The sequence below is a fragment of the Sulfurimonas xiamenensis genome, assembly GCF_009258045.1.
Taxonomy (GTDB): domain Bacteria; phylum Campylobacterota; class Campylobacteria; order Campylobacterales; family Sulfurimonadaceae; genus Sulfurimonas; species Sulfurimonas xiamenensis.
On record NZ_CP041166.1, the window covers coordinates 482,637 to 505,988 of the forward strand.

The following is a 23,352-nucleotide window of genomic DNA, read 5'->3' on the forward strand; positions in this document are numbered from 1 at the left end:
TTATTTCCTTGCTATAGTATCTTGCAATTTTATCCAAATATTATTTATAAACATCGAACACTTTTTTTTAGTTTTATAAATTCTGGTTTTAAAAGATGCTGTATGTGTATTTAAAACAGCTACCTTGAGAGTTTGTTGTTTTTGTACAAATATGAAAAAGTTTGGTACAAAGAGAGTACTTTTTCTCTATCATTTGTGCTTATATTGCTCTCAAGCTCTTTTTCTAAAGTGTGTTTTAAAAAACCATTATTATTTTTATAACCGAGTATATTCCCATATGAAAAAAGGACAAATTCACTATTTGATGTACTAAAAATAGAGTTAGATATTGTTGCGATTTCTCCGCTCCATCCTAAAAAATGCGTAAGAGTCGGTAGTATGTCCGCCTGTGATGATAGTTTTGTTATAACTTGAGGCTTTGGAAATATTTTTGGTGCATAAACTAGCAGAGGTATTCTCAAGTTCTCTAATTCCCTATTTTGTATATTTAAATTTAAGCCTTGCGTCATGTTTGTATCATCCCCGAAACCTAATGTATGATCAGCTAAAAATATAAAGATAGTGTTGTCAAACCAAGGCTCTTGTTTTGCTTTTTTCATAAAATCACCAAGAACCTCATCGCTATAGTTAAGTGTATTTAAAAAGCCATATATATTGTTCTCATTATGTGGATATTTTTCCCATCTCTTGCCTGGGCTTACAAAAGGAACATGTGTTGAAGATGTAAAAGCAAACGACAAAAAAGGCTCTCTTAACTCATTTATTTTTTTATGATAAAAATTTAGCATATTATTATCCCATGTGCCGAATCTTGGGTCTGCTCCACTTTGCTCAAGTCCTAGCTTCTCCATATCCTCGGCGCCGAAATAGTTGTCAAATCCGCTAAGCTTTGCTATAGAGTCTATACGAAAAGATTCTCTTTTTGAGCTCTGCATGGCTAAGCTTGTGTATCCGTTTTTTTTGGCAATTTCGGGGAGATATGAAATATCGCTAAGCTCTAAGCCATGCCCTAAGTACTCAAATCCAGGCATAACGCAAATACCTGTTAGGAGTGCAGTTATACCATCTATACTTCTTTGGCCATTGGCAAAAAAGTTTGTAAACATCAATCCCTCTTTTGCCAATGCATCAAAATTTTTAGTTACTTCAAAATTTGTACCTGAAAAACTATCTATATATTTTGCGCTCCAGCTCTCAAGCATGATAATAACAACATTGTGATTTTTTTTAATTTTATTTGTGGATTCTCTTAAAAGTGCAAAATTTTTATTTTTAAATGTAAATTCACTAGATTTAAGTGCATTTATACTGTTTTCAAGTGCTTTTTCTTGTGAGTAAAATGTATAGTTTTTATGCTTTTGGGAAATTGTTTTTACAATCGAAAAAGGAGTGCTTATGGCTAAATTTCCTGATTGAGAGTTATTTGACACAAAAGCATCTGAGAGCCCAAGCGGTTTGCCAGAGATATTGCTTCTTATTCCCAAAAAAATAAGAAGTGCAACGATTAATAATGTCAATGAATCTCTTTTTAGAGATAAGTGAATAATCTCATTTTTAAAAGTCAATGCTCTTTTAAGGGCAAAAAAGAGCAGAATTTCAAAAATAAAAAAAATAAAGACCTCGTGATAGTTTTGTATAGCCATGTCTAAAACAACATGCATGTCGTTTTGCATAGCAGTTATTTCGCTTGCCATATGTCGTGAAACATACTCAAAATAGACGATGCCGGATAATTGAATTAAGACAATTACACTCAGGAGTATATACCAGACGATATAGATATATTTTTGGAATTTTTTATCATATGTAAATCTAAATGGTAAAAAGTATATTAATAAAAGCCATCCTAAAAAAATACCTATTACCGCGATATCTACTCTTGCACCCATAAAAAATGATGCAACTGTTTCATAAAATGTTAAAGATTCAAATTTGTTAAAATAAAAAAAATAGAGCAATACTCTAAGTAGAGTAAGCGTTGCTAATGATGCAATAAAAAGTGTCACAGCATTTTTAATTTTATTTGTTATTAAAGAATGCAAAATAAAAATACCATCCAAAAAATAATATGTAAGATTATACTAAACATTACAGCAGTTGCAGCTATGTCCTTTGCGCTTTTTGCAAGTGGATGAAACTCTTTTGTTATTAGGTCAACACAGTTTTCTACAGCGCTATTTATGAGCTCCACTATTAGAATCAAAAATGCACTAAAAAGCAGAATACTTTTTTGCCATAACTCAAAATCTATTAAAATTATTGCTAGAATGATAAAAGGAGCTAAAAAAAGTTCCAATCTAAAAGAGGATTCTGTTTTTAGAGCATGTAAAAGACCATCTAATGCATATTTTGTATTTTTGAAAATATGATATTTTGGTTTATTGTTCACGCAGTTCCCTTGCAATTCGTATAATTTCATCCGCTTCTATATCGCAAATAGAGAAATCGTTTTTGTTTAGTTTATAATGATTTACAATACTTTTGGATTTCACAACTCTGTTAATCGGAGTTACATACACGCGATTTGTGGGAGTCGGACCAAAAATAGTTATAGATGCAACATTGAGCCCCCATGCCATGTGAGTAGGTCCCGTATCGTTTCCTATAAGCAGAGAACATTTGGAGATAACATCTTTTAGTTCATCCAATGAGCCGCGGGGCAGCAGATGTAAAAATTCAGACTGCTCTTGCATCCATAGTGCTTTTTTGTGCTCATCTTCACTTCCCCACACTATAAAAGTGTCTGTTTTTAATGCTTCTGCGATCTCTACAAACTTCTCTTTTGGATAGTTTCTACTCTCCCAAGTTGAGCCTATGACAAATACATTAAATTTTTTTGGCAGATTTTTTACATGTGAACATGAGTACAAAAATTTCTCTTTTTCTAAAATATCATTACTTGATACTTTTACGCCAAGCGGTTCGCAAAGGACGGCGACATTTCTATCTATAGTATTTGCATCATAAGCAATATGAATTTTTTTATCGTAAAAATAAGAAGCAAAACCCTCCCTGATAGAACTTTTGTCAAATCCTGCTATTGTTTTTGCGCCTATTATTTTAGTAGTTATTGCAGATTTTAGAAGTCCCTGCGCATCTATAACGATGTCATAATTGTTTTTTGAGTAGCTCTTTAAGATTTTGTATTGAGTAAAAATAGTGCTTTTTTTCTTTTTGATAGATTTTAGATTAATTGACAAGATATTATCTATATGCGGATTGTTTTTAAGCACATCTGCAAATGCACTCTCTACGACCCAGTCGATTTGTGAATCAGGCAGCGCTTTTTTTATAAATTGCAATGCTACCATAGCATGGATGATATCTCCCATAGCGGAGAGTTTTACTATACAAATTTTCATCAATTGTACCATCTTATATATGTTTTTAAAATTTTTGCATTATTTCCGCCAATTACACTGTGTTTAATGCCGCTAAAATTTTTAGTTATGGTTGTGTTAGCTGCAATAATGCACCCATCATCAATATTTGTATTTTTAAGTATAAAACATCTGGCGCCAATCCATACACCATTTCCGATAACAATCTCTGTCGGATTATTTATAATATTATTATTTATATCTAAAACAGGATGATGATCGCTGTCCATAATTATAGTTTGCCAAGATATTCTAGCATTATCTCCGATGCTGATTTTTTTTGTGCATAAAATAATAGTATCGCCCGTTATTCCAAATCTTTCTCCAGCGCTGAAAATTGCCTCTTTGTGTATAATGAATTTTGATCCTAGGCCTATTTTTGCTCTGCCTTTAAAGTTTACTATACCGTCTATTTTCAATATAGTTCTAGTATAAGTATAGTCTATATGTTCAGTTCCTCCAAAGCCTATGCGAATAATTCCAGTTTTTACTTTAGTAAGGTTTACTTCTCCGTTTAATGATATAAGTTTGGTTTTATTTGAAACAATTATAGGGAGTTTTAGAGCTTGATTAAAAGGCAGAAGTCTAAAATTTACATATACGCTCTTTGGAAATCCGAAAAGGTATTTGAATATGTGAGATATTTTTCTTAATTTTAACATTGTTCAAAATCCTAATAATTTATGTAATAATAGCATAATTAGATCTAAATTAATTGTTATTGTTTTTTAGATAAAATTCTTTGAAAAATATTAAACGGAATAGTTATTGAAAAAAGTTTTAAAACGATATATGCCATTTATAAAAGAGTATAAATTACAATATTTTTTAGTTCTTATCGGCATACTATTGACAGTGAGTGCAACTACTGCGACGGCTCATATTATGAAGCCTTTGATGGATGAGATGTTTATAGAAAAAAAAGAGGATATGTTATATCTTATACCTTTTGGGCTTGTCGGTATATATTTTTTCAAATCAATCGGCAGATATATGCAGTCAGTTTTTATGGCTTATATCGGTCAGCATATTATTACAAGGCTTCGAGAGATACTATTGGAAAAGATAATAAATCTTGATATGACATTTTTGTATCTCAACCGCAGCGGTGAACTTATCTCAAGGATTACAAACGATATAGACCGTATAAGATATTTCGTCTCAAATATGCTGCCGGAGTTATTTCGTGAGAGTTTGACTGTAGTCGCGCTTGTAGGTTATGTTATATATTTAAATCCATTACTTGCATTTTACTCTTTGGTTTTAATGCCGCTTATTATCTATCCGCTTCTTCTTATAGCTAAAAAATTAAAAAAATATTCTCGCCGTTCTCAGGAAAAAAACGCTGATGTAGTTTCGCGTTTGAGCGAAGTTTTTAATAATGCTGAGATCATAAAAGCAAATGCTACGCAAAAGTTTGAGATAAATCGATTTAGTATTGAGAACTGGAAATTTTTTAAGATAAATATGAAAGCCATATATGTTGGAGATATAGTCTCCCCTATGATGGAGATTGTCGGAGCCATGGGGCTTGCGGCGGTTATTTTTGTAGGCGGCAGAGAGGTTTATAACGGTAATATGAGTGTTGGAGAGTTTACAGCATTTTTAACCGCTGTCGGACTTGTTTTTCAACCCATCCGCCGCATAGGCACAATTTACTCAAAAATCCAAGATGCAATAGCTGCAAGCGAAAGGGTTTTTGAAGTACTGGATACTAAAAACAAGATTGTTGACGGAAACAAAGTTTTAGAAGATGATATCACGCATATAGAGTATAAAGATGTAAAGCTAAAATATGATGATTTTTACGCTCTAGACACTATAAACATAGATATAAAACAGGGGCAGAATATAGCGCTTGTCGGTGACAGCGGCGGTGGAAAAAGTACATTTATAAATATGCTTCTGCGCTTTTATGATCCAGATAGCGGTGAGGTTTTGATAAATGGCACAAATATACAAGAGTTTACGCAGGATTCGCTTAAACATCATATCTCACTGGTAACTCAGAGAATTTATATATTTCAAGATACTTTGGCGGCAAATGTTGCTTATGGCCAAGAAGTAGATGAAGATAGAGTAAAAGAAGCACTTAAACTGGCGGATGCATGGGACTTTGTAAATTCTCTTGAAAATGGAATAGATACTAAAATGGAAGAGTTTGGTTCAAACTTATCAGGCGGACAGAGACAAAGAATCGCAATTGCAAGAGCAATCTATAAACATGCCTCTTTAATTCTTTTTGATGAAGCAACATCAGCGCTGGATAATGAGAGTGAGAAGAGAATACATGCTGCTCTTGATGCATATACAAAAGATAAAATCACTATAACAATTGCGCACAGACTCAGTACAATTGAGCATGCGGATAAGATATTGGTAATGCAAAAAGGTAAAATTGTAGCAAGCGGAAAACATAGTGAGCTTTTGGAACATTCTGAGGTTTACCAAAGATTAGCCGGAACTTTTAAAAATTAAATTAATCAGATTTTCAACACTTTTTAGAGATAATCGCCATAATTATAAAAAATGGACTATTAATATGCTAGATTTCGCAAAATTTACAAAGTACTCAAAACCAGGACCTCGTTATACAAGTTATCCGACAGCTTTGGAGTTTAGTGACGCTTTTGGATATGATGAATATGTACAAAAATTAGAACAGCAAGATCCATCTCGTCCTTTGAGTCTTTACTTCCACCTACCGTTTTGCAAAAATGCATGTTATTTTTGCGGCTGCAATGTTGTTTTTACCTCCAAAGAAGATAAAATGCTTCGTTACTTGGACTATTTAAAAAGAGAGTTAAAGATTCTTTCAAAACATTTAAACTGCAACAGAGAAGTGATTCAGATGCACTTTGGCGGCGGTACACCGACATTTTTCAGTGCAGCGCAGCTTGAAGAGGTGATAAAAGAGATTAAGTCTTTTTTTCCAAATTTTGTAAAAGATGCCGAAGTCAGCTGCGAGATAGATCCGCGTCATATTGATGAAGATCAGATGAGAGTTCTAAGCGAAAACGGTTTTAATCGTGTAAGTTTTGGTATTCAGGATTTTAATGAAAAAGTTCAGATTGCTATTCACAGAATTCAACCTTACGATACCACAAAAAATGCTATGGATTTGGCAAGAAAATACAATATGGTTTCAGTAAATGTTGACCTTATATACGGACTCCCTTTTCAGTCGCTTGAAACATTTAAAGAAACTTTGGAACTGGCTATTACTCTCAATCCGGACAGATTTGCAGTATTTAACTACGCGCATGTTCCTTGGATGAAAAAAACTATGCGTAAGATTGATGAGACAACGCTTCCTCTTCCGGATGAAAAACTTAAAATTTTGCAGTACACCATAGATTTTTTAACTTCAAACGGTTACAAAATGATTGGAATGGATCACTTTGCCAAACCTGAAGATGAACTTTTTAAAGCTATACAAAAAGGTGAACTTCACAGAAACTTTCAAGGCTATACTACAAAAGGCGGAGCTGATCTTATAGGGGTAGGGCTTACTTCCATCGGCGAAGGAGTAGCTCATTATGCTCAAAACTTTAAAGATATGAGAGAGTATGAAGAATCAATTGATTCTGGAAAACTTCCGTTTGAACGCGGTATTGTTCTCAATGAAGATGATCAAATTAGACAATATGTGATTATGGAGCTTATGAGTAACTTTAAGCTTGATATAAAAAGATTTGAAAAACTCTTTAACATTGAGTTTAAGAAATATTTTGCTGATGCCATAGAAGCCCTTAAGCCTTTTGAGGAGGATGAACTTTTAACTATCAGCGATGATTTTATAGAGTGCAGCCAGACAGGTACTCTGCTTATTAGAAATATTGCGATGCCGTTTGATGCTTATATGAAAAAGCATGCGGCTAACGCAAAAACATTCTCAAAAACGGTATAGCAATGGGCAAATCAGCGCAAGAGATTTTTAATTTTTCTTCTATTACTGATGATTGTATCAAGTGTGGAAAATGTATACCCGTTTGTACTATTCATGGTGTAAATGCAGATGAGGTTACCTCTCCCCGTGGTTTTTTAGATCTTTTGGGAGCGTATCAAAGGGGAAATTTAGAGCTTGATGAAAATGCCAAAGCTATCTTTGAGAGCTGCTTCTTATGTACTGCATGTGTTGAGGTTTGTCCAAAATCACTTCCTACGGATATGGTGATAGAGCAGGTTAGAGCAGATATAGGCAAAAAATTTGGCATTGCATGGTATAAAAAAGCTTTCTTCTTGCTTCTTCGCCACCGTTGGCTAAATGACTTGGCTTTTAAACTTGGCTGGGCATTTCAGACTTGCGGATTTAAAATTCAAGCAGATATTGACTCAATGAGTTCGCGCTTTAATCTGCCGATGTTAAAAGTAGACAGACTCCTTCCAAGCCTTAGAAAAACATCATTTTTAAATTCTCACCCGGAAAATATAAACAATGGAGGGAAGAGAAAAGTTGCTATTTTTATAGGTTGTCTGGGAAATTACAACTATGTAGATGTAGGAAATTCTCTTTTGGAGATATTAAAAGCACTTGAGATTGATGCTTTTTTGGCAAAAGATCAAAAATGCTGCTCTGCGCCTGCCTATTTTACAGGCGATTTTGATACGGTTGATTATAATGCAAAGTTTAATATAGAGTATTTTGAGAGTTTTTCAAAGGATGTAGAAGCAATTATAGTTCCAGAGGCTACATGCAGCGCTATGTTAAAGATAGATTATGAGCACTATTTTCATGATCAGCCTGAGTGGAAAGCAAGAGCTGTTGCGTTAAAAGATAAAATTTTTATGGCAACAGAGTGGCTTGAGAAACATACACATCTTAATGAACTTTTAGAGTCTAAGAAAAAAGATTCAAAGATAGTTACATATCACGATCCGTGCCATGCCAAAAAAATGCAGGGCATTCATCAAGAACCAAGAAATCTTATCAGCAAAAATTACAATATTGTTGAGATGAGCGATCCAAATACATGCTGCGGATTTGGCGGCGTGACTATGCAGAGTGAGAAGTATCATTTTGCAAAAGCAGCAGGAATTCCAAAAGCAGATATGATTAAAAAAACAAATGCAGATGTAGTAAGTGCAGAGTGCAGCGCCTGCAGAATGCAGATAAATGCATCAATGAACTATGTGGACGCAAAAACTGTATTTAAAAATCCTATTGAGCTTATCGCTGAAGCCTTGAGAGACTAAACTTTTTATGTCATCATGGAATAATATATATAAAACATTTGATCCGGTAGCTTTTCATATCTTTTCACTGCCGGTTCATTGGTATGGGATTATGTATGTTTTAGCTCTTTTGAGCGCACTTTATATTGGAAAATATTTTATTAAAAAAGACAATCTTGATTTTGGTGCTAAAGGGATTGATCTCTATTTTATCTATGTGGAGATCGGTGTTATTCTGGGTGCAAGGCTTGGTTATATTCTCTTTTACGATACGCAGACGATTTACTATCTTTCGCATCCGTGGCAGATATTTAATCCTTTTGTTAATGGCGAATTTGTGGGAATCCGGGGGATGAGCTACCACGGCGCTGTTTTGGGTTTTCTTATAAGTAGCTATCTTTACTCTAGAAAGCATAAGATTGCTTTTGGCAAGATAATGGATTTGGTGGCCATCAGTGTTCCTTTGGCTTTTGTCTTTGGACGGATAGGAAACTTTTTAAACCAAGAGCTTATTGGACGGGAAACAGATGTACCATGGGGGATTTTGGTAGATGGTGTGCTTCGTCATCCATCACAGCTTTATGAAGCTGTTTTGGAAGGTATTGGTGTTTTTATAGTTGTCTATATCTATAAAAAATATCAAAAATTCAGCGGAGAATTAGTTTTAGTTTATGCAATAAGTTATGGACTTTTCCGCGCAATTGCGGAGATTTGGCGAGCACCCGATATTCAGATAGGGTATGTGTGCTGTGATGCTATAACACAAGGACAGGTTATGAGTTTGGCTATGAGCTTTTTAGGCGTAGCAGCATGGTTTTATTTTAAAAAGAGAAAAATTTAAATATCTTTGTTTTTGCTTTTGTCTTTTTCATTTTTTCGCAAATCTTTATCCTTTTTAACAGAACTTCTCCATAAATGATTTACAAGATAATAAGCTAAAGAGGAGACGGTTATGGAGTAAAAAGCTGTTCCGACATAGAGCGGTATAAAGATATTGCCGATATTTTTGCTAAACCACTCTATATTCATCTCAACGGATGTCATCTCCATTCCCAAGAAAAAACTTCCTGTTAAATACTCCATATAGTACATTGCAGGCATGGTAAAAGGGTTGCTGAGCCAGCATATGGCAAGCGCAATCGGTACATTGAATTTTAAAAATGGTATAAATGCCACAACTGCCAACATCTGCATAGGCATTGGTATAAAAGCAATAAAAAATCCTATAAAAACTGCTCTTGATACCATCCTTCTATTTGCTGATAAGTAATCTGTCGGTATTTTATATTTTTGAATAAGAGTTTTTAATTTTTCACTCGCACTTATGTTTTTAAATGTTTTTCTAATCATCATTTATACCATTGTTAAATATGCGGGGATTATATCTATACAAAGCTTATATTTCTAGTAATATATAATTTTAATATAATAAAGTTACGAAGCTTGTTTAGCTCAAGTAATATAAGAGATATTTGATTCTGCTGTTGAAGTAGGTTTTGCTGTTGCAATGCGTAATGCCAGATATTATGATAAAATTTCATTATAAAAATATAAAGTGGGTAAATAATGTCATTTGAAAAATTAGGAGTTATAAAACCTCTTCTTAATGCTATAAAAGATTTGGGATATGAAAAACCTACAGTTATACAAACAAGAGCAATTCCGTTAGTCTTGGCAAAGAGCGATATTTTTGCAACAGCTCAAACAGGGACTGGCAAAACTGCTGCATTTGGACTTCCTATGCTGCAAAGACTTAGAAAAACATCTGCAGATCAAAACAGAGTGTTAAGAGGGATTATACTCTCTCCAACAAGAGAGCTCTCTTTGCAGATATATGATGACTTGCAAAAATATGCAAAAAATATGACCTTAAATATTGCCGTATTAGTCGGAGGAAAAGATCTTGAAACACAGCAGAGACTATTAAAAGAGGGAGTTGATATTATAATTGCAACTCCAGGCAGAATAATTGAACATGTAGGAAAAGGGCTTGATACCTCACATGTAGAAATTTTTGTCCTAGATGAAGCTGATAGAATGTTGGATATGGGCTTTGTAAAAGAGATAAAAACCATCTACCCGCTTCTGCCAAAAAGACATCAAACGCTTCTTTTTTCAGCAACATATAGCGATAAAGTGAGAAAACTCTCAAAATTAATCCTTACAAAACCTGCATTTATAGAGGCTTCAAAGAAAAATTCAACAGTTGATACGATAAATCAGGTAGCATATTTAGTTGATACAGATAAAAAAGCATCGCTTTTAGCTTATATTATTGGTTCAAGAAATTTTAGACAGGTTTTAGTTTTTACTAGAACAAAAGCAAGTGCAGATGAGCTTGTTGTAGAACTTAAGAAAGATGGGCTTAAATGCGGAGTTATTCATGGAGATAAAACGCAAGCCAACAGACTAAAAACGCTGAGCGAATTTAAAGAGGGAAAAATCAGGGTTCTTGTTGCAACTGATATTGCTTCTAGAGGTTTGGATATAGAGGAGCTGCCTTTTGTTATAAACTATGAGCTTCCTTCAATTCCTGAAGATTATGTTCATAGGGTAGGGCGAACCGGCCGTGCCGGAAGAGAGGGAGAAGCCATCTCCTTAATCGATATTTATGAAAAGTATGACATAAAAGAGATAGAGAGACTTATAGGGATTAAAATCCCTCAGGAAACAGTTGAAGGGTTTGAACCTGATCCTACTATAAGAAGAAAAGATCAAGATGAGATAAAACTAAAGAGTGAACATAAAAAAATAGAGCAAAAGAGATCAAAAAAGCCTTATAAAAAACCAGAAAAAGCTCAAAAAAGCGCAACCTACAAAAAACCTGTTACAACAAAAAAAAGAAAAACAACAAAACGAGACAGATAGAATTTGTTAGAAATTTTATATAGAGATGAATTTTTAATAGCTATTAACAAGCCCTCAGGACTTTTAGTTCATCGTTCCCCTATTGACAGGCATGAAACTCTATTTGCTGTGCAGATGCTTCGTGATCAAATAGGTCAATTTGTTTATCCGATTCATCGTTTGGATAAGCCGACTTCTGGAGTTTTACTTTTTGCTCTGGATAAAGAGAGTGCAAAAATTATGGGTGAGCAGTTTCGCACAAAAGAGAGTAAAAAAAGCTATATTGCTATAGTTAGAGGTTATACTGATGAGAGTGGCTTTATAGAGCATCCTCTTAGTGTAAAGCTTGATAAAATTGCAGATAAAGATAATAGTTCTGTAACAAAAGAGGCGCAAGATGCAGCGACTGAGTATGAAAGAATTGCAACAGTAGAACTTTCTTATCCAGTCGGAAAGTATGATAAAACCCGCTACTCACTGGTAAAATTAAAACCGCTAACGGGCCGAAAACATCAGCTTCGCCGTCATATGAAGCATATATCACACCATATTTTAGGCGATACAAAGTATGGAAGAGGCGAACATAATAAGTTTATACGCCAAGAGTTTGATTGCCATAGAATGCTTCTGCATGCTAATGAACTTCAAATCAGACACCCTTATACAAATGAAGTGCTTATTATTCAAGCTCCGTTAGACGATGCATTTAAAACTTTATGTAGCTCGTTTGGTTGGCAAATATAATAAATTTTGTATAATCACAATTAAATAATACAGAGGAGTTGAGATGGATGCAATTTATCCATACGCACATATCATACATTTGATTTTAGCGATTATGTTTTTAGGGTATGTTTTTACCGATTTTATAATGATTTCGGCACTTAAAAATAGGTTTGGTAAAGATACAGATGAAAAAATAAATCAAATATTGGGAGCAAAAAGTTTTAAAATTTTTCCTATTTCACTTCTATTTATAGTTTTAACAGGAGGTGTTATGATGTCAAAATACATCAATACAAATGCAGGTTTTTTTGAAACTGATTTGCAAAAAATGCTTGTTATTAAAATAACTTTGGCGTCGATAATTGTTTTAGGAGTACTTTTTAATATTTTTACTAAAATAACAAAGCGCAAAAAGTCTCTTTTTATGCAAGAGCATTTTCATAAAGTTGTTTTATTTTTAGGATTTTTTATCATTGTACTTGCAAAAATGATGTTTAGCGCGTAACTATTTTGCGCACAGTTAAATGAGCAAGATCAAAGTTATAACTGTTCTGCTTGGCGCAATTATGCTATTTACAATTATGACAAAAGAGAGAGATTCTAACTCTTTGCACATAAAACTGCACAGTGATGCTACGATACTCGCCTTTGGCGACAGTATCACCTACGGCTTCGGTGTTGCAGAAGAAGATAGCTACCCCGCACAGCTTCAAAAAAGAACAGGTATCCGTGTCATAAACGGCGGCGTCTCAGGCGAGGAATCATCTGAAGGATTAGAGAGGCTTCCTAAGCTTTTGGAACAAAAACCAGATTTAGTCATACTCTGCCATGGCGGAAATGATATTATCCGGAAGCGTTCAGATGAGAAGTTAAAAACAAACCTTACCAAGATGGTGGAGATCATAAAGGCGAGCGGAGCTGAGGTTCTGCTTGTTGGAGTTCCAAATTTCGGTCTGCTGGGATTTAGTACACACTCCATCTACGCTGAGGTCGCTAAAGAGACAGAGGTCTTTTTTGAAGAGGATGTTCTCTCAAAAGTGTTATCAAATAACGAGCTTAAGATCGACTATATTCATCCGAATGCAAAAGGATACAAGATCATTGTAGATGCAGTTGTGAAATATTTGAAAACAGTTGAGTAGATTTTCTATTTACAACTGACACGCTTTGGGCACAGTTAAAAAATAAATCTTCTGAAAGTTCGTATTTGTGGGGTTTAAAAAGAGGTGGCTCCGGATACTGGATTCGAACCAGTGACCAAGTGATTAACAGTCACTAAGTTGTAGATTTTTTCATATTCTTAAGTCTTCTAAACTTTTACAAACTTTTCTATAAATCCCTTCTACTACCATTATATGAGTAAAAATCATGCTATAATTATTTCATCTGATTACCAAAGTTTTATAAACTTTTCCTCTAGTAAGTTGGAAATAAATTGGAAACAAATTATTCACTGGAAATAAAATGGCTGTTGAACATAAAAAGACATCGTGTAAAGACCTCTTTTTTAGAGATACTGATGATGGAGATATTATATATTATATTCTTAAACCTCAAAAGAACTCTAAAGAGGATAAAGAAAAAATCATCGGCAAAAAATCTGAAGGTATTACTGAAGAAGAGATGTGTGAAAAATGGATAAAAAAATTACGCCCTCGTGAAAGATATGCCACAAGTAAAACTGGTGTATTTTGGAGACACTGCACAACGAACGGCAAAGATGACAAAACATACTACATCACTTATAAAGTTCAAGATGAACAAAATCCTGCTAAAACCAAAACAGTTGAAACAGTTGTAGGGAAACATTCTCAAAATGTCAGAGTCGCTTATGCTCATCAAAAATATATTGAAACGGTCAATAATCTTAAAACAGGCGAACCAGTTCCTATAAAGAGAAAAAAGAAAAAATATTATACATTGCAAGATGCCTTTAATGAATATATAAAACATACCAAGAATGAGAAAAAAACTTGGAAAAAAGACGAAGAGATTTATACTAATCATCTTGCGAAGTTTCATAATACTGAGCTTGTCAGCTTAACTCAAGCAGATTTCAATGACTTGAAAAACGAAAAACTAAAAACACATTCAAAACGAACAGTTCAATATATCTTGGCTGTCGCACGACAAATTATCAATTATGCGATTGCACATTCCAAAGATAAAGAGGTGCAAAGATATGTTAATCCAGTAGCTAACGGTAAAGTTAAAATCAAAAAACTAAATAATGAAAATACAGCTTTTTTTACATATGAGCAGATGGAAACTTTACTCAAAGAGTTAGAAAAATATAAACTTTCTTCTTCACTGACGTATCAGCTTACAATAGCTCTACTTCATACTGGTGCTAGATTTTCAGAAGTTGCAACTCTGACTTGGGATGATATCAATATAAAAGAAAAAACTTTCTACTTTAAATCTACAAAAGAAGGTAACGAAAGACACGTTTCAATGAGTCCTCAATTAGAAAGTATCATTAAAGAACTGCCTAAAAGAGGTTCTTTAGTATTTACAACTCCTAGGGGAACACAAATTTTGCAGATGCCAGATAGTTGGCAAAGAACAGTAGATAAACTTTTTCCAGAAAATGTGATTACCGTGCAAAGAACAAAAGATGGGATTATGCTTGAACTTTCTGATACCGATAGAGAATTACTTGAAAAACAAACAAAAAAACGTTTAACTGTTCATAGCCTAAGACATACACATGCCTCGTGGATGGCTATGAGCGGCAATTTCACATTACTTGAGATACGTGACGAGCTTGGACACAAAACAACCAAAATGACTGAAAGGTATGCTCATCTTATGCCAGAAGCTAGGCATCAAAAAGTGAGTGCTTTATTTGAGAAGTTCTAAAACTAAATCTAACAACTATCTCAATACAATGAATTGCAACATAAAGGTTTCACATAGTCTTTGTTGTGTTTCATGCTATCAAGGTAAACGAATATACTTTCAAAATCATCATAGGTTACGCTGTCATCTTTTGTTATGAAGTTTGCTAAATCTGTTTTTTTTATAATTTTATCTTTGTAGGCTATATATGAAGTGCTAGGTATAGAGTGTATTGCTTCTTCTGTTACAAGTTCACTAGATACATATTCTTTTAAAGCTTTAATTGTACTTTTTTGAAGCCCTTCTTTTGTGGTATCTATTGTATAACCAAGTTTTTTGATTTTGTCTATAACAATACCTTGTTCAAATAATTTTTCAATATAACCACTTCTATCATCGTCAATTAAAAAATAGTTGGTATGTTTATAGCGTTCAAAATATTGCTTTATATTCCTGTCATCTGCATCGAGAATAAAACAAAACTTCAAGTCATCCTTAACATAAGGGAGAATGCACTTTCTCATATTTATTATGCTTAAATCTTTTTGATTTTCATAGAAAACTTTGTGTATATTAGATACATTTGACCATGATTCTAGATTACAGTATCTTAAATGTAATCCCTCGTATTTCCCTTTTTCTTGAAAATATTTTAGAGCTTTTTTCATATACATAATATCTGTAATACCTTCTGTAAAAACTAGTATAGAACTATATATTTGAGTGAATATTGTAGTGACACACCTTTGGTTTAGATGGTTTAAATCCAACTTTTCGAATTCATTTAGTTTTTTGGATAAACTAAAGTTACTATCAAGAAGATAGAAAGTATGCCTGTATTTAATGTAAAGGAAATTGTCTCTGCCCTTAACTTGTCCTAGAAAATTTATCTTTCCTATCAAAATGTTTTTAAAGCTTGACTCTAAATCAGTTAAATACTTATCAGGTTGTTTGTTGAATTTTTCAAAATGCTTTTCAGCAGCTTCTTTCAAACCATCTGTATACCATGAAAAAAGCATACTACGTATTTGTCGTATATATTTTCTATCTAAATTTACCTTTTGATTAACCTTTAGTCCAGTAACAGTTTGAGTTTGGTTTTGGAGCTGAACTCTTGTTTTTGATGTATTTATTTTAAAGCCATTATCAACTATTACTTGTTCAATATCTGAGATAATATTTTCTATGTTTATATTTTGTTTATTGGTGGAAAAGGTAATATCATCTGCATATCTGGAAAATACTAGTGAATTTTCTTTTGCAACTTTAAGTAGTTGGAAATCCATTTTTTTACAAATCAAGTTAGTTATTATGGGTGATGTTGGTGCTCCCTGTGGTAACTCATTATTAAATACTGTAAGTTGAGCGAGTCTCGTTGCAATGTCCTTATCTATTTCAAAAGGTTTAGATATGAATAAACCTCTTACACGACCAAAATTGACTGTGTTAAAAAAATTCTCAATATCAACATTGATTACAATACTTTTTTTAGTATGTTTCAAGGCATTACTAACAATATTCTTTGTATCAAATTTATATGATTTTATAAATCCATGCACTGGCTTTGGTGGAATATAAATATCTTGTAAAAGAGTATTCAGTTTTTTTTGAACAACTTTTGCAAATGTAGGGGGAATATTTAATTTCCTCTGTCCTCCATTTTTTTTAGTTATAATTTTTTCGGAGTAGCCTTTAGTTCTAATTTGATATAGAGCATATTCAAATATTTTCTTGTGGGAATGATAAAACTCTTCTATTTTATGCATTAAAAAACCTTATTATTTTCACTTAATCTTAAACGAACAATTATCATCGATAATCTCGCAAACATTGAAAAGAATTATTTTAAGAAGAATGAACTGTATTCATTTTCTACTCGTTGCAGGAACAACAACGAAAAGTTAAATAAATAAGGTTTCCATAAGTATATCACATGATTACTACATAAATAATATCATATTTTCAATATTGATTATAAACTGTCAACTTATCAAATAGCTCTATAATTTAATCAACTCTCCTATCACTATTTAGATAGTAAATTCTTTTTAAGTCATTATAGCTTTCTCTTGCTTCTTTAACATTAAGAATGATTTTTTGGTTTTCCATTGTCTCTATAACTACAAACTGAGTATCTAAATTATCAATGAGTTGGATAAAGTGTTTGAAGTTTTTCACTTTCACACCGTTTACAGTTTCAACCACAAAAGCACCTGACCAGTATCCTCGGTTTACATTATGAGGAAAAATCGTTTGCATCCAAACAACAGGTTCATCAAAATCTTCTGTTTTCCCTTTTTTATAAAAAAGCATATTAATACCGCTTGCTTTGTCTGATATAGCAGATATATAATTTTTTGTAAGTGGAGTAAACGCCAATCCGCCAAATATACAATACCTTGGTTCTTTTTCAAACTCGTATACAATAAGCGGAGATAGTCTTTCAATAGTATGAGTAAAGGATACAATCTTCTTATCTCTTAGAACTTTGATATTTAGAGTATCGCCAATTTGCTTTTTGTGCATCAAGAGTGAAGCGTTTACTCTTCCAAACTGAGATTCTATTGTTCCATCATTTGCAACTGCTTTGCCGTCAATTTCTAAAAGTATGTCATTCTCTTTAAAATCTTTGACACCATAATCAACTTTTGTGATTAGTATTCCGCTACCATCTTGTAATCCAAAATACTCTTTAACACTATCATTTCTAATGAAATTGACAGATAAACCATCTTCTCCAAAGCCATCTACTTTTCCATCTTCAACATCTGTTAAAAATGTATTGATAATGACTGATGGGACTATATATGAGATATTACTTGCATTTTTTAAGCTCATCATAGAAATACCAACAATATCCCCATTTTTGTCAATTGCTGGACCACCACTGTTCCCACTGTTGATTGCTGCATCAACTTGTATTGCCAATAGCTGTTCTGCGCTCCAAACATAACTTGTATATTCAATTCTTGAGATTACACCAGTTGTGGTTGAAATGGATTGTCCTCCAAGTGGATACCCTAATACGGTTATCTCATCTCTAGGTTTTACATTTTCATTTAGTTTTAATGGTTTTGTTCCTTTAAAAAAGCCTGCATCTTGCACTTCAACTATCGCTAAGTCTGCCTGATGAGAGATATACTTAACATTAGCAATATATTTTTTAGGGTCGTTTTCTTTTTGAACTTCTAAAAATTTTGCACCACTTACAACATGCGCAGATGTTAATATTCTATTTCCATCAATAATCGCGCCTGAACCTACATACCTAAAAATCTTGCTCGTTTGCCAAGGGTATTTGTAATCTGCTGTTGACGTTGATGTGTGTATCTTTACAATAGATTCTATTGGTAAGCTTGAAGCTACTAAAAAAGTTGTAGATATTAGTAGTAAAAATAATTTTTTCAAAAAAATTCCTTTGTCTTAATTTTAGTATTTGTCTTGGAGCACTAAACTGTTGGCAATGTAGACAAAAATTGGCTTGTAATCAGAAAAAAGTTGAAGAAGCTCTTTGTCTGAAAGTTTATTTTCATAAGTTCCAACCATCCCTTGAATTGCTATTGCTTTGTTTTGAAAAAAAATCATATATTGAACCATTTCCATATCAGATTTAAAATCCAACCTTTGCAATGTTATTTTCATTCTTTGCATAATCCCATGACTATCTTCTAAGGTTATAGGTTCGCAACTTCTTAATATAGCTCCATCTGGTATTTCTTGACACATCTCATTTATAACATCTTTATTGAAGTCTTGAGCTGTAAATCCATCAGGGATATTTTTTACCATAATATTAGATGTTATAAAAGATTTTCCATCAATCATATAACCGTTGTTGGCAGTAAATTTTTGGACAATATTTGGTCTGTTGGCTTCCTGTGCTTTCCAACTTTTAGGAACTTTTATCGAAAATTTGACACCTTTTGCTTTCCCATTTCCATTACTAATGAATTTCAGATAAAAGCCATCTTGTAGTTCAGATAATTTATATTTTTGATATGAGGGATTAAACATCAAAAGTGTTTCTATGATAGGAGAATCAATGCTTCCCCTTGCTCTTAATTTAACTTCTTCTAAAAATTGCAGCGCTTCAGTTTCAGACAGATTACCTAAATCAAGTTGTTTTGGTATTTGATTGTGTATATTACTTTTTAAATCATTCCAACTTGACTTGATTTTTTTAGACATAATGTTGTCAATATTCTTTAAAGAACTATCAAAACTTATTTTAAATTCATGTTCAGCCAGAAAAACTTGATTTTTTAAATGTGGATATTTATTTTTTATCTTGTTTAAAGTATATGATTGACCTATATAGTACCCGTAGGTTTTCGTAATATCCATAAACAGTTGTTTGTTTATATCTATTGCTGTAGCTTGAACATTCAAAAAAATAATAAGGAGTAATAAATAAAATTTCATATTTTAAAAGGTTGATTTTCAGTTATAGATTGCATATAGAATTATATTTCCAATAATTACTACCAGTATCATAACTTTTGTTTTTTCCCAAGCTGCATTTGTAGCAGCTTTAGACATTCCAACTAAATCTTCAACAGACATCATAACCATTTCTTTTGCCTGCTGTTTTGCCTTTTTTATCCAATTGTTGAGTATATCATCATCAATTGAGTAGCTTTCCCAATTAGTTTGTTCTCTCGTATAGCTTTCTGAAACCGTCTGCTCTTGTCCAGTAGCCTGTTTAAATTTTTGATATTGTTTGTCATATCTCAATCTGGCTTCATCATCTTTGAGAATTAAATATGCTTCATTGATAAGCTGCATTCTAGCCGTCGCTTCAGGAGAGCTATTTCTATCTGGATGCCATTTCAATGCTTCTTTTTTAAATGCAGCTTTGATTTCTTTTTTTGTGGCGTTATGCTCTATATTTAATATAGCATAATAATCAATCATTAATCATCTTTATCGAGACTAATTTCTTTACTGCTTTTAGGTTGATATTTCCAAATAGCTCCAATAGCAGCAAACATCCCAGCTGCTACAATCCACATTGGTAAAACACCGAATTGACCACTCACTCTCATGATTGAAAATATTGTCATTCCCACAAAAAATGTGATTATAATCAATAGTGATTTTAATAGAAACCTTTTCATTATTTTTCCTTATTTATAAATGATTCAAATATGCTACCCACAAGCTACTTAAATACATATTATTTCATAAATTTTAATTATATAAATTGCTATTTCAAATTTTTCAAATACTCATATGCTGCATTGATTTCTTTCATTTTAGCTTCTGCTTCGTGAATAAATTCTTCTCCTAAATGCCTCATCCTATCAGGATGAAATTTCATTGCCAGTCTTCTATATGTTTTCTTTATTTCATCTTGTGTCGCATTTGCATCAAGTCCTAATACATCTAAATAATGTTCTTTTTTAGTTTTGTTTTGTTTGTGAGATTGGTGTTTGAACTCATTATACATTGAGCCCTTAATACCAAAAATTGTTTCAGCTTCCAGTAGTAGTAATTCTTCCTCTGCGCTAATTGTGCCATCGGCAATAGCGATTAAGAATAAAACATCCAATACTGCACTTAATAAATTCGTATCAAAATTGTTCAATAAGATATTTGCATAGTATTCAAAAGGTTTTGGCGAATATTTTGCTTGATTAAAGGTATTAAGCATTTCAGTTTTTGCTTGATTCTCCAACTTCATAGTTTTTGATAAAAACTCTTTAACTACTTCTACTTCTTCTGGACTTACAACTCCATCTGCATACGCTAATTTAGCCATGAGCGACAACGAATTGTCTAAAAATATATTTGCATTTCGTTTTGTTTCTTTATAATGCTTGTAGTTGTTAATGTAGTCATCAGGGTCTTGAGGGTTTTGTAGGATAAAGTTTACCAATGCTGATATAACATCATCGTTGTAATCAATGAATGCAGTGAAGGATTCATCAGCATTAACTTTAATGTTAATCATTCCCCTAGATAAAGTAGCATCAAATAATGACATTTTTTTATCTTCAAAAGACACTCTGCCATCTGTATATACCTTGGCTTTTCCAGATAGTTCTTTTTGTTTTTTGCCAAAGAAACCATCAACTTTATAGAAATATTTACAATCCCTTAAAATGAAATAACCATTTTTTTCCATAAAGTCTGTAAAATATTTTAATCTGTAATCAAATGTTTTTTGAGCAATATAATTATATGCTTTAACAAGTTTAGGAGCTACATACATTGTTTGCTTGCTTACTTCTATGAGCTTATCGCCACTTACGACAATGCTAACATCAACTTGCTGTGTATTTATGACACCATTTGTAGTTGTAGATTTCCAATAAATTTTAATATGTGTAACATCTGCAAAAGAATAAGTTTGTTTTTTGTATTTGAACCTGTTTGGATATACCTCAAGACCAGCAGTAGAAAGAGGATGTTCCTCAGATATGATATTTGCATTTTCTTGTGCTTTTTTTACTGCCGCAGCACCTTTTTGTAATGCTTCCGCACCCTTACCAAGAGCTTCTGCTCCTTTACCAACAGCTTCAGCAGCTTTTCCTAAAAAGTTTTCAAACATTGTTGTTCCTATCTAAAAGTCAGATTTATTTATATTGGTTGTCCTTAAGTTACCATTACTAACTCTGTATAATGTGATGGTATATCCATTGATTTGATAGCCTGTATCTCTAAATGAAAACATCTCATCTGCTTTGCTATATCCTGTATCAGGTCCAAATAGATAATTATATCCATACCATTTATCTCCAGAAGCATATGTGATTTCATAAGTTCCTAAAGGTACTTTTGTTTCTAGAGTATTTCCACCACGAATGAAGATAGTCATTACTGCTTTCTTTGTATAATAATCTTTTAATTTAACAACGTAATTTGAGCCATGAGAAGTATTGATTTTTAACGGTGCGACTCTATTTTCATATGTAAAAGTTTGAATCTCTCCGTTATATGGAAGAATTTGTTCTGGATGGCTAAAAGTAGGCTCTGATTTTGTTGTTTTTTTACCTGAAGAACTATCTTGTGAACTAATAAAAAATATAAAACCTGCAATCGCTACTAACCAAAAAATCCAAGCATAACTTGTAGGATTTTCAGCTTTTTTTTCTTTTTCTATTTCTTTTGGATTTTTATAGATAATTTTCCAACACTTGCCACACTTGGCTTCTTTTATGTTTTCATCATTTATTCTATTTTTTTGACCACAATTTGGACACTCAATAATCCTCTCCATAGATTATCGTTGTCCATTGAGTTTTTGAGTTGCTTTCCATGCTGAATACGATTGCTTACCAGCGCAATTTTGGTTGAAATAGTTAATCATGCGGCTATGTTCATTAACTTTTTGATTGTAATTGTTAACAGCAGCACTATCGTATTGATTTACATAAGTATTGTTTAGTTTTTCGCCCAACCATTCAGCTTCATTGTAAATCTTTACACATTTTTCCATTGCTTCATCTGATATAACTGGAACACTGCCTCTAGTGCTGCTTGTTGGTGGTGCAACATATTCCCTAGCACTCAAAGAGCAAATTAATGTCAGTGTGATAAATATTATTGACTTGTTCATAATGTTCCTTTATGATTTTGAATTATTTGAAAAATTATTTTTTAAACAATTTTCTTATTTTTTCCAAATTCGCGGAAAATGTTTCATATTCTTCGCCGTTATCTTGAATTACACTTCTAGAAACAATATCTTGAAAAGTACGTCTAGAGTCTTCTGCCGATTGTAGATATTTAGATGAAAATTCACTATTCTCAGTCATGTTGAAATACCATTTACAAACCTTATTCATATCAACACCATTCACAACTCTCATTGACATTAAAGTTAACATATCTAGTGTTGCATCTTTTTGTGATACAGCTAATCCAAGTATATAATTTCGATTATCCGTCCATTTATTAGCTAAAACATCTCTACAGCCATTGTAAATCCAATCTTTGTTAATATCAAATGATGCTTCCGTATTTTGTTCAGCTGCATGAATTAAAGAGATTAAACTCAACAACAAAATTAATTTTTTCATAATTCCACCTTACTATATTTTTTTAACTTGATTAGCATCACATACTTCTCCATCAATATACATTATTGCACTTTCATAATCGCAAAAATCATCTTTTAAGATTTGCACATCAGAACTAGAATAAATATAGCAATAAGTTTTAATTAAAATATCTGAGCCGTAACCACCTTTTAAAACTATAGAGTTGCTATCCAACACTACAAAATTTGTTTTATCTTTTGCACCGTAAACACAATCTGCACCTAATTGACCGAAAACTAATAATAAGCTAAATAAAATCCTAGATACCATCTTTAAAAACCTTTAATGTTATAAAGTATTGCAACAAGTTTAGCAAAATTACAATAATATGTGTAGTA

The 23,352-nt window shown here is 32.6% G+C and carries 24 protein-coding genes; 9 read left to right on the forward strand and 15 right to left on the reverse strand.

Going from position 1 to position 23,352, the window contains the following annotated elements; translation table 11 throughout:
* Positions 1–119: 119 nt before the first annotated feature.
* From FJR47_RS02585 to FJR47_RS02600, 4 genes are read right to left on the reverse strand one after another with little or no spacing between them, the layout of a single operon-like run.
* The gene (locus FJR47_RS02585; protein WP_152298916.1) at positions 120–2,042 is read right to left on the reverse strand and encodes an LTA synthase family protein; all 1,923 of its coding nucleotides are present in this window, start codon (positions 2,040–2,042) and stop codon (positions 120–122) included.
* Positions 2,030–2,389, reverse strand: coding sequence for a diacylglycerol kinase (locus tag FJR47_RS02590; protein WP_152298917.1), 360 nt, complete (start codon positions 2,387–2,389; stop codon positions 2,030–2,032). The genes FJR47_RS02585 and FJR47_RS02590 overlap by 13 nt, the downstream gene beginning before the upstream one ends.
* The gene (waaC, locus tag FJR47_RS02595) at positions 2,379–3,362 is read right to left on the reverse strand and encodes a lipopolysaccharide heptosyltransferase I (RefSeq protein ID WP_152298918.1); all 984 of its coding nucleotides are present in this window, start codon (positions 3,360–3,362) and stop codon (positions 2,379–2,381) included. Before waaC ends, FJR47_RS02590 begins: the two co-directional genes overlap by 11 nt.
* A complete protein-coding gene (locus FJR47_RS02600) occupies positions 3,362–4,042 on the reverse strand; it encodes an acyltransferase (RefSeq protein WP_152298919.1) in 681 nt (226 codons plus the stop codon). Before FJR47_RS02600 ends, waaC begins: the two co-directional genes overlap by 1 nt.
* A 130-nt stretch (positions 4,043–4,172) precedes the next feature.
* Here FJR47_RS02600 and FJR47_RS02605 point away from each other — a divergent pair, with 130 nt between their 5' ends.
* The 4 genes from FJR47_RS02605 to lgt all read left to right on the forward strand — a co-directional run bounded on the left by FJR47_RS02605 (position 4,173) and on the right by lgt (position 9,396).
* A complete protein-coding gene (locus tag FJR47_RS02605; protein WP_152300263.1) occupies positions 4,173–5,858 on the forward strand; it encodes an ABC transporter ATP-binding protein in 1,686 nt (561 codons plus the stop codon).
* Positions 5,859–5,922: 64 nt separating this feature from the next.
* Entirely contained in the window at positions 5,923–7,290 is a 1,368-nt protein-coding gene (gene hemN / locus FJR47_RS02610; protein WP_152298920.1) for an oxygen-independent coproporphyrinogen III oxidase, read from the forward strand.
* Positions 7,291–7,292: 2 nt separating this feature from the next.
* Entirely contained in the window at positions 7,293–8,576 is a 1,284-nt protein-coding gene (locus tag FJR47_RS02615; RefSeq protein WP_152298921.1) for a (Fe-S)-binding protein, read from the forward strand.
* Positions 8,577–8,583: 7 nt separating this feature from the next.
* Positions 8,584–9,396 carry a prolipoprotein diacylglyceryl transferase gene (gene lgt, locus FJR47_RS02620; protein WP_152298922.1) on the forward strand — a complete coding sequence of 271 codons (813 nt, stop codon included), beginning with the start codon at positions 8,584–8,586 and terminating at the stop codon, positions 9,394–9,396.
* On the opposite strand, the gene FJR47_RS02625 is transcribed toward lgt, so the two are convergent.
* Positions 9,393–9,905: a DUF2062 domain-containing protein gene (locus FJR47_RS02625; RefSeq protein ID WP_152298923.1), complete on the reverse strand. Its 513-nt coding sequence runs from the start codon at positions 9,903–9,905 to the stop codon at positions 9,393–9,395. The genes lgt and FJR47_RS02625 overlap by 4 nt on opposite strands.
* A gap of 216 nt (positions 9,906–10,121) precedes the next feature.
* Here FJR47_RS02625 and FJR47_RS02630 point away from each other — a divergent pair, with 216 nt between their 5' ends.
* The 5 genes from FJR47_RS02630 (at position 10,122) to FJR47_RS02650 (ending at position 14,990) form a co-directional block, all read left to right on the forward strand.
* Positions 10,122–11,423 (forward strand): DEAD/DEAH box helicase, encoded by a 1,302-nt coding sequence (locus FJR47_RS02630; RefSeq protein ID WP_152298924.1) that lies wholly within the window; start codon positions 10,122–10,124, stop codon positions 11,421–11,423.
* Between the two features lie 3 nt (positions 11,424–11,426).
* On the forward strand, positions 11,427–12,146 hold the full coding sequence (gene truC, locus FJR47_RS02635; protein WP_152298925.1) for a tRNA pseudouridine(65) synthase TruC: 720 nt from the start codon (positions 11,427–11,429) through the stop codon (positions 12,144–12,146).
* 43 nt (positions 12,147–12,189) lie between these two features.
* On the forward strand, positions 12,190–12,633 hold the full coding sequence (locus tag FJR47_RS02640) for a hypothetical protein (protein ID WP_152298926.1): 444 nt from the start codon (positions 12,190–12,192) through the stop codon (positions 12,631–12,633).
* A 19-nt stretch (positions 12,634–12,652) separates the two neighbouring features.
* The gene (locus tag FJR47_RS02645; protein ID WP_152298927.1) at positions 12,653–13,270 is read left to right on the forward strand and encodes an arylesterase; all 618 of its coding nucleotides are present in this window, start codon (positions 12,653–12,655) and stop codon (positions 13,268–13,270) included.
* A gap of 322 nt (positions 13,271–13,592) precedes the next feature.
* Positions 13,593–14,990: a tyrosine-type recombinase/integrase gene (locus tag FJR47_RS02650; protein ID WP_152298928.1), complete on the forward strand. Its 1,398-nt coding sequence runs from the start codon at positions 13,593–13,595 to the stop codon at positions 14,988–14,990.
* Positions 14,991–15,010: 20 nt separating this feature from the next.
* On the opposite strand, the gene FJR47_RS02655 is transcribed toward FJR47_RS02650, so the two are convergent.
* The 10 genes from FJR47_RS02655 to FJR47_RS02700 form a co-directional block, all read right to left on the reverse strand.
* Entirely contained in the window at positions 15,011–16,735 is a 1,725-nt protein-coding gene (locus FJR47_RS02655; protein WP_152298929.1) for a reverse transcriptase domain-containing protein, read from the reverse strand.
* A 241-nt stretch (positions 16,736–16,976) separates the two neighbouring features.
* Positions 16,977–18,377, reverse strand: a complete 1,401-nt coding sequence (locus FJR47_RS02660) for a S1C family serine protease (RefSeq protein ID WP_188093739.1) — start codon at positions 18,375–18,377, stop codon at positions 16,977–16,979.
* A 21-nt stretch (positions 18,378–18,398) separates the two neighbouring features.
* Positions 18,399–19,391: a hypothetical protein gene (locus tag FJR47_RS02665; protein WP_152298931.1), complete on the reverse strand. Its 993-nt coding sequence runs from the start codon at positions 19,389–19,391 to the stop codon at positions 18,399–18,401.
* 18 nt (positions 19,392–19,409) lie between these two features.
* Entirely contained in the window at positions 19,410–19,883 is a 474-nt protein-coding gene (locus tag FJR47_RS02670) for a J domain-containing protein (protein ID WP_152298932.1), read from the reverse strand.
* Positions 19,883–20,086: a hypothetical protein gene (locus FJR47_RS02675; protein WP_152298933.1), complete on the reverse strand. Its 204-nt coding sequence runs from the start codon at positions 20,084–20,086 to the stop codon at positions 19,883–19,885. The genes FJR47_RS02670 and FJR47_RS02675 overlap by 1 nt, the downstream gene beginning before the upstream one ends.
* A gap of 89 nt (positions 20,087–20,175) precedes the next feature.
* On the reverse strand, positions 20,176–21,522 hold the full coding sequence (locus FJR47_RS02680) for a J domain-containing protein (RefSeq protein WP_152298934.1): 1,347 nt from the start codon (positions 21,520–21,522) through the stop codon (positions 20,176–20,178).
* Between the two features lie 12 nt (positions 21,523–21,534).
* Entirely contained in the window at positions 21,535–22,191 is a 657-nt protein-coding gene (locus FJR47_RS02685; protein WP_152298935.1) for a zinc ribbon domain-containing protein, read from the reverse strand.
* A gap of 3 nt (positions 22,192–22,194) precedes the next feature.
* Positions 22,195–22,530 (reverse strand): hypothetical protein, encoded by a 336-nt coding sequence (locus tag FJR47_RS02690; RefSeq protein ID WP_152298936.1) that lies wholly within the window; start codon positions 22,528–22,530, stop codon positions 22,195–22,197.
* Positions 22,531–22,564: 34 nt separating this feature from the next.
* The gene (locus FJR47_RS02695; RefSeq protein WP_152298937.1) at positions 22,565–22,993 is read right to left on the reverse strand and encodes a hypothetical protein; all 429 of its coding nucleotides are present in this window, start codon (positions 22,991–22,993) and stop codon (positions 22,565–22,567) included.
* A 12-nt stretch (positions 22,994–23,005) separates the two neighbouring features.
* The gene (locus FJR47_RS02700) at positions 23,006–23,284 is read right to left on the reverse strand and encodes a hypothetical protein (RefSeq protein ID WP_152298938.1); all 279 of its coding nucleotides are present in this window, start codon (positions 23,282–23,284) and stop codon (positions 23,006–23,008) included.
* Between the last annotated feature and the right edge of the window lie 68 nt (positions 23,285–23,352).

Bases quoted from the DNA above. Each gene is read 5' to 3' on its own strand.
- hemN (WP_152298920.1), top strand. From the start codon at position 5,923: ATGCTAGATTTCGCAAAATTTACAAAGTACTCAAAACCAGGACCTCGT.
- FJR47_RS02690 (WP_152298936.1), bottom strand. From the start codon at position 22,530: ATGAACAAGTCAATAATATTTATCACACTGACATTAATTTGCTCTTTG.
- FJR47_RS02645 (WP_152298927.1), top strand. From the start codon at position 12,653: ATGAGCAAGATCAAAGTTATAACTGTTCTGCTTGGCGCAATTATGCTA.
- FJR47_RS02650 (WP_152298928.1), top strand. From the start codon at position 13,593: ATGGCTGTTGAACATAAAAAGACATCGTGTAAAGACCTCTTTTTTAGA.
- FJR47_RS02615 (WP_152298921.1), top strand. From the start codon at position 7,293: ATGGGCAAATCAGCGCAAGAGATTTTTAATTTTTCTTCTATTACTGAT.
- FJR47_RS02675 (WP_152298933.1), bottom strand. From the start codon at position 20,086: ATGAAAAGGTTTCTATTAAAATCACTATTGATTATAATCACATTTTTT.
- FJR47_RS02685 (WP_152298935.1), bottom strand. From the start codon at position 22,191: ATGGAGAGGATTATTGAGTGTCCAAATTGTGGTCAAAAAAATAGAATA.
- FJR47_RS02640 (WP_152298926.1), top strand. From the start codon at position 12,190: ATGGATGCAATTTATCCATACGCACATATCATACATTTGATTTTAGCG.
- FJR47_RS02605 (WP_152300263.1), top strand. From the start codon at position 4,173: ATGCCATTTATAAAAGAGTATAAATTACAATATTTTTTAGTTCTTATC.
- waaC (WP_152298918.1), bottom strand. From the start codon at position 3,362: ATGAAAATTTGTATAGTAAAACTCTCCGCTATGGGAGATATCATCCAT.
- FJR47_RS02655 (WP_152298929.1), bottom strand. From the start codon at position 16,735: ATGCATAAAATAGAAGAGTTTTATCATTCCCACAAGAAAATATTTGAA.
- FJR47_RS02665 (WP_152298931.1), bottom strand. From the start codon at position 19,391: ATGAAATTTTATTTATTACTCCTTATTATTTTTTTGAATGTTCAAGCT.
- FJR47_RS02670 (WP_152298932.1), bottom strand. From the start codon at position 19,883: ATGATTGATTATTATGCTATATTAAATATAGAGCATAACGCCACAAAA.
- FJR47_RS02600 (WP_152298919.1), bottom strand. From the start codon at position 4,042: ATGTTAAAATTAAGAAAAATATCTCACATATTCAAATACCTTTTCGGA.
- FJR47_RS02630 (WP_152298924.1), top strand. From the start codon at position 10,122: ATGTCATTTGAAAAATTAGGAGTTATAAAACCTCTTCTTAATGCTATA.
- FJR47_RS02680 (WP_152298934.1), bottom strand. From the start codon at position 21,522: ATGTTTGAAAACTTTTTAGGAAAAGCTGCTGAAGCTGTTGGTAAAGGA.
- lgt (WP_152298922.1), top strand. From the start codon at position 8,584: ATGTCATCATGGAATAATATATATAAAACATTTGATCCGGTAGCTTTT.
- FJR47_RS02700 (WP_152298938.1), bottom strand. From the start codon at position 23,284: ATGGTATCTAGGATTTTATTTAGCTTATTATTAGTTTTCGGTCAATTA.
- FJR47_RS02625 (WP_152298923.1), bottom strand. From the start codon at position 9,905: ATGATTAGAAAAACATTTAAAAACATAAGTGCGAGTGAAAAATTAAAA.
- FJR47_RS02695 (WP_152298937.1), bottom strand. From the start codon at position 22,993: ATGAAAAAATTAATTTTGTTGTTGAGTTTAATCTCTTTAATTCATGCA.